At 43.9% G+C, this 4551-nt stretch carries 4 protein-coding genes and 1 pseudogene; 2 read left to right on the forward strand and 3 right to left on the reverse strand.

Features of this window, described 5'->3' with window-relative positions:
* Positions 1-16: 16 nt before the first annotated feature.
* From VLN09_RS06605 to VLN09_RS06615, 3 genes are all read right to left on the reverse strand, one after another.
* Positions 17-565: a DUF2127 domain-containing protein gene (locus VLN09_RS06605; protein WP_325244852.1), complete on the reverse strand. Its 549-nt coding sequence runs from the start codon at positions 563-565 to the stop codon at positions 17-19.
* A complete protein-coding gene (locus tag VLN09_RS06610) occupies positions 558-1739 on the reverse strand; it encodes a dihydroorotase (protein ID WP_414709096.1) in 1182 nt (393 codons plus the stop codon). Before VLN09_RS06610 ends, VLN09_RS06605 begins: the two co-directional genes overlap by 8 nt.
* 102 nt (positions 1740-1841) lie before the next feature.
* Positions 1842-2915 carry an aspartate carbamoyltransferase catalytic subunit gene (locus tag VLN09_RS06615; protein WP_325244854.1) on the reverse strand — a complete coding sequence of 358 codons (1074 nt, stop codon included), beginning with the start codon at positions 2913-2915 and terminating at the stop codon, positions 1842-1844.
* A 403-nt stretch (positions 2916-3318) separates the two neighbouring features.
* Between VLN09_RS06615 and VLN09_RS06620 the strand changes: the two genes are divergently transcribed.
* Both VLN09_RS06620 and VLN09_RS06625 read left to right on the forward strand, forming a co-directional pair.
* Entirely contained in the window at positions 3319-4302 is a 984-nt protein-coding gene (locus VLN09_RS06620) for a class 1 fructose-bisphosphatase (RefSeq protein ID WP_325244856.1), read from the forward strand.
* Between the two features lie 99 nt (positions 4303-4401).
* Positions 4402-4551 (forward strand): annotated as a pseudogene (locus tag VLN09_RS06625) (RNA methyltransferase); the annotation flags it as partial.

The following is a 4551-nucleotide window of genomic DNA, read 5'->3' on the forward strand; positions in this document are numbered from 1 at the left end:
ATATTGTATTAAGTCTTTATATCAACCCTTTTCGTTTCATATTACGATATACCACCATCACGATAATGATATTCAATACTAATATGACAAGTTTAAACCAATCAAACGGGCTCACAATCAGGTAATAAAGCTCAAGAGGAATAAATATCCCATAACCAAACACCCCAAACCAGTATGCCCACGTTTTATCTTGCCACAAGCCATAGGCTTCAAGAAAACGTAAGCTGGCATAAGCAAAAATTAATAATAAAAACAGTGGCCAGTTCTTGCTCGCTTGCTGCGCAATATCTACCGCACTATCCACTTGCAGCGCCATAAAACGACCAAAAACTTGTTGCCAAGAAGCCGTGGCAGTAGCAAGCCAATGATCAAGGTCGGTATGCCATGACCATAAAGCCGTTGCTGCTAATAAGGCGCTTACCCCTTTCACGACCTCATAGACTGCTACCGCTTTGATAGATTCGCTAGAGGTGCTGCGCGGCTCACCTTGTGGTGTGACTAAGCTTTGATGGTTTTCCTTCAAAGATGATGGCAGATCATCATCTTGTCTGAGCAAATTAGCCAAAGAAAGTCTCCACAACACGCCCTTGCATCGTTTGATTAAAGAATGGCGTGTTTTTACCGTTTGATAGCATGGATTCGCTAGTCACTTGCCATTCAAGATTCGGATCGACCAGTACGGCGCCGCCAGTACTTTCATACTGCTCGCTGATACCGGCAATCTTTGCAGGATTTAGACAGATTTTATCAACCAGCTGCTCAAGCGTTAATACCTCATCTTTTACTAGCTGACACGCCAGCGCCATAAAAGTATCAAAGTTTGAGATGCCTGGAGTGCTCTCCGCAAACGGTGCTTTTTTCGCAGTGCTGTTTAATGGCTCATGATGACTACAAATCGCATCAATGGTGCCGTCTTTTAGACCACGGCGAATAGCTTGCTGATCGGTATTACTACGTAGCGGCGGCAAGACATAAGCCTGAGCATTAAAGCCTTCTAAATTATCATCGGTCAAATACAGCTGATGCATCGCCACATCACAGGTCACTGGCAAACCTTTTTCTTTTGCCCAGCGCATCAACTCGATGGAAGACTTACAGGATAATTGGCTAAAGTGGGCAGCGATACCGGTCTCTTCCACCATGAGTAATTGGGTCGATAACGCGACCGTTTCAGCAATCCAAGGAATACCCTGCAAGCCATGATACGAAGCAATATAGCCTTCATGCGCCACGCCATCGCCAGACAAACTTGGCTCATCAGGATAAAAGAATACTTTCATATTAAAAGTCGCCGCATATTCCAGCGTGCGCAGTAATACTAAGTCATTGCGAAAAGGTCTGCGAGCATTAGAGACCGCAATACAGCCGCCTTTTTTAAGCCCTGCGATATTGGATGGGCGCTCACCTTCTAAACCAGCGGTCAACGCGCCCAAAATATGCAAATAAATGCCGCCATCATCGAGCGCCCGCTCACGTAAGCCTTTTAATAATGAACCGTTCTCTAAAATAGGATTGGTATCTGGTGGAATCACCACATGCAAAAAACCGTTACCGCGTGCCGCACGTCCTTCTGACTCTAACGTGCCATGCTGCTGTTGCCCCGGCTCACGTAAACGAGCGCATAAATCAACCAACGGCGGTAGCAACCACATCTCGCTCTCTGCTTCAAGACTAGCTATTTTGTCAGCTACTGCGCTTGGTAATGCCTTCTGAAAATTTTGTGGCAGCTGGTTAAGTATCGTGGCGTCAGTTTTTATCGTATGAGACATGAGCGTTATTACCGTATCAATAAAATGGGATAAATAAGAATAAAATAAGCTAGCGGAATATTAGGCAAGAGATTAATTGCCAGCCGCTTGATGCGCGCGTTGACCTTCCATCGCCAATGACAGTACCGCCATACGTATAGCAATACCGTTATTGACCTGTTTTAAAATCACAGATTGCGCGCCATCGGCAACGCTTGAGGCAATCTCAACACCGCGGTTCATCGGTCCTGGATGCATGACTAAAGCATCAGGCTTAGCCAATGCCACGCGCTCAGGAGTAATACCATAGTGCTTATAATATTCACTCGATGACGCCAAAAGCGGCGAGCCGATACGCTCGTTCTGGATTCTTAAGCCCATAATGACGTCACAGTCGGTCACGCATTCATTCATGTTTTCATAAACCTTCACACCAAAACGCTCAATCCCTTTAGGCAGTAACGTACGAGGTGCGCAGACACGGATGTCTTGTACGCCCAATGTTTGTAGCGCACTGATGTCAGAGCGTGCTACTCGCGAGTGTTTGATATCACCAACGATTGCAACCGACAGCTCTTCAAAAGGACGCGGCGCCTCACGGTGAATGGTCAGCATATCAAGCATGCCTTGGGTTGGATGGGCGTGCCAGCCATCACCGCCATTAATAATCGCAATATCTGGTGTCACTTCGGTCGCCATAAAATGTGCCGCACCTGATGCTGAATGGCGTACTACAAAGATATCTGCCGTCATCGCTTGCAGATTCCATAATGTATCGCGTAAGCTCTCTCCCTTCTTAGTACTAGAGCGTTCGATATCGATATTAAGTACATTGGCACCCAAGCGTTTTTCTGCTACCTCAAAGGTGGTACGCGTACGAGTTGACGGCTCAAAAAACAGATTCATCACCGTATAACCTTCAAGCTCAGGACGATTAATCAGCTGTCCTTTTTCATCAAAAAATGACTCAGCTTTGGCGATAATCGACTGCAATTGGGCTTTATTAAGACCTTCTACACCCAAAAAATGACGAATACCACCATCCGTATTGAGCTGCGGACGACTTAACGACGCATCAAGTTTCTCATGAATGCTATCAGGATCAAATTTTGCATAGTCTGTTGGCGAGATGGTTGGCATTGATTGGCTATCGATAGAATTTGACATAAGGACACGTCTTTATTAAGGGTTTATATGATTTGACAATAAGTTTTCATTCATTTTTTTAACGCTTTTGCCTCGATAATAACGCAGACACGCATAGAGACAAGGACATTTTGCTGCTTATTTGCTACAATTTACCTCAGTGATATAGGCAATTGAAAATAGATGCCGTCATTATTGTTGATAATCACAGCACATCATTTAGCAGCCGTATCAAACGTTAGCCCTTTCAACCATAAATAAATAATAATAGTGCTAGTGTAGCTGATTTTGAGGTCAGGACAAAGATGCCTTAGCCAGTATTTAAACATTTACTCCATATCGATATCACATAACCAAATCTTAAACACTCATTCCCTCTTTAGCTTGTACCACTCTTTATAAGAACGATTTATTAGGAAAAACTATGACAACCTTAGCACAGTATCTGAACACTAACGCCAGCAGTCCTGCCCTCAATGACGTTATTACGACAGTCACTGATGTTGGCAAAACCATCTCACAACTACTTAGAAAAGGCGCTTTGGCAGATATCCTTGGCGAAGCGGGCAATCAAAACGTCCAAGGTGAAGATCAGAAGAAATTAGACGTATTGGCCAATGATTTATTGTTAGATGCCTTGGCAAAAAATCGCCATTGTGCCGGTGTTGCTTCAGAAGAGCTCGATGATGCTACCCCTGCCAATGCTGATGGCAGTTTATTGGTGCTATTTGATCCACTTGATGGCTCATCTAATATCGATATTAATATGGCAGTCGGTACTATTTTTTCTATTCTACCGTACCAACGCCAAGGTCAAGCCAGTGAAAACAGCGATTTCTTACAATCGGGTAATCAGCAGCTGGCAGCGGGTTATTTATTATATGGTACGTCTACCGTACTGGCATTAACCATCACAGATAATGTGGTCATGTTTAGTCTAGATCCAGATACCAATGACTATGTACTGATAGAAGAAAATGTGCAAATTGATGCTGATACCAGCGAATATGCTATCAACGCGTCAAACTACCGCTATTGGCGCGCGCCGATGCAGCAATATATCGATGAGCTTATTGCTGGCAAAACGGGTGTACGTGGTCGCGACTTTAATACGCGCTGGGTTGCAGCCATGGTTGGTGATGTCCATCGTATTCTATGCCGCGGTGGTTTATTCACCTATCCGTTTGATACGAAACACGCCAATAAAGCTGGAAAACTACGCCTGATGTATGAAGCCAATCCCATGAGTTTGCTCATTGAGCGTGCTGGTGGCGGCGCAACCGATGCGGTAAATCGTATCTTAGATATAGAACCAACTGATATTCATCAGCGCGTGCCTGTAGTACTTGGCAGCAAAAATGAAGTTGATTATGTAAAAAACCTACATTTAAAATATACCGAAAAATAAATAATCTGATCAGCCTTTGATGATTCGTATAGAGCCAAATGAATAGTAGCTTTGTACGAATCATCCATATTTTCTATATTTTTCTCTAAGCGAGCTATTATGGTAGCAAATCCCACCGAGCTTATTACCTCAGATAAGAATACGACGGTCAAGCTAGTCAAGTCACTATTGACGCAAGCTCGCCAACGTAAAAAACATGGTCAAACTGTTATTGAAGGTGTCCATCTTATTGATGCTGCTCTTCGTAGC

This window comes from Psychrobacter sp. (genome assembly GCF_035469765.1).
Taxonomy (GTDB): Bacteria; Pseudomonadota; Gammaproteobacteria; order Pseudomonadales; family Moraxellaceae; genus Psychrobacter.

Excerpts from the sequence above, each read along its gene's own strand:
- VLN09_RS06615 (WP_325244854.1), bottom strand. The coding sequence starts at position 2,915 with ATGTCAAATTCTATCGATAGCCAATCAATGCCAACCATCTCGCCAACA.
- VLN09_RS06620 (WP_325244856.1), top strand. The coding sequence starts at position 3,319 with ATGACAACCTTAGCACAGTATCTGAACACTAACGCCAGCAGTCCTGCC.